At 61.9% G+C, this 961-nt stretch carries 2 protein-coding genes; one reads left to right on the top strand and one right to left on the bottom strand.

Going from position 1 to position 961, the window contains the following annotated elements; translation table 11 throughout:
* Positions 1-214 precede the first annotated feature (214 nt).
* Positions 215-496, bottom strand: coding sequence for a hypothetical protein (locus EN884_RS37055; RefSeq protein WP_027160626.1), 282 nt, complete (start codon positions 494-496; stop codon positions 215-217).
* Positions 497-658: 162 nt separating this feature from the next.
* Here EN884_RS37055 and EN884_RS37050 point away from each other — a divergent pair.
* Positions 659-961: SDR family NAD(P)-dependent oxidoreductase (locus EN884_RS37050; RefSeq protein WP_128361186.1), on the top strand; the 303-nt coding region annotated here is incomplete at its 3' end.

The raw sequence follows: 961 nt of genomic DNA, 5'->3' as shown, positions 1-961 counted from the left end.
GCGCTGGGTAATGACCGCAAGGGGAAGCTCTCGCTGGCTGTCTATATCGTGGCCGTCGTGCTGACCTTCGTCAGCCAGTGGATCGGCGTCGCGCTCTATGTGCTGGTCGCGATGATATGGCTCGTACCGGATAGGCGCTTTGCGCGGGTGATCGAAAAGTAGTTGTCTTCACACATTTTCAAGGTAGAGCGCTGCACGGCTTTCCCAAATTGCCCTACTTGCGCATCGCTTTCAGTTTTTCCGCCACCGATGCGGCGAGGTCGGCATAGAGCTCCTCCAGCCGTTCCGCGGCCTTGATGATCGAGAAATCATGGCCGAATTTTTCCAGCGCCATGCGCAGTTTCTCGACGAACTCGGCTTGTTTCTCCAGCGCGGAAAAGAGTGTCTTCACCTGCGCTTCGCTGATGTCGGGATTGGCCAGCATCTGCGGCACCTCGCGGCCCATCTGGTCGCCAATGGCGGTCTGCTCCTTCAGAATTGCAACCCAGTCCGTCAATCAGGAACCTCCGTTTGTCCCCAGGCCTAAATCTCTTTTGCGGGGACAAAGGGCAACATGCGCAGCCTCGGCCGGACTGGTCAACCCGACAAGACGAGCAGAGGCTTGCACCGGCCCGTTCCGGCGCTAAGTTCGGCGCATCGAACAAGGAATCCATCGCCCATGATCACCGACGCCGAGATCCAGACCGCCCTGCCCGCGCTTGCTCCAGGCAATGCCGCCGTGATCACCGGCGCTGCCAGCGGCATCGGTCTGGCGGCCGCCAAGCGGCTTGCATTGCTAGGCATGAAGATCGTGCTGGCCGACATTGGCGGCGCGCGGCTTGACGACGCCTCGCGCGCCGTTTCCGCGATTGCCGGCGACGATGCCGTGCTTGCCGTCGCCGCCGACGTTTCGAAGGCGGATGAGGTGGACCGCCTCGCCGAGAGAGCGTTCGGCGCCTTCGGCGGCGTGTCGCTGCTGATG

The organism is Mesorhizobium sp. M7A.F.Ca.AU.001.01.1.1, from assembly GCF_004022735.1.
GTDB classification, from domain to species: Bacteria; Pseudomonadota; Alphaproteobacteria; order Rhizobiales; family Rhizobiaceae; genus Mesorhizobium; species Mesorhizobium ciceri.
Note: the sequence above shows the minus strand (reverse complement) of the source record. Positions and strands in the feature narration are given on the sequence as shown.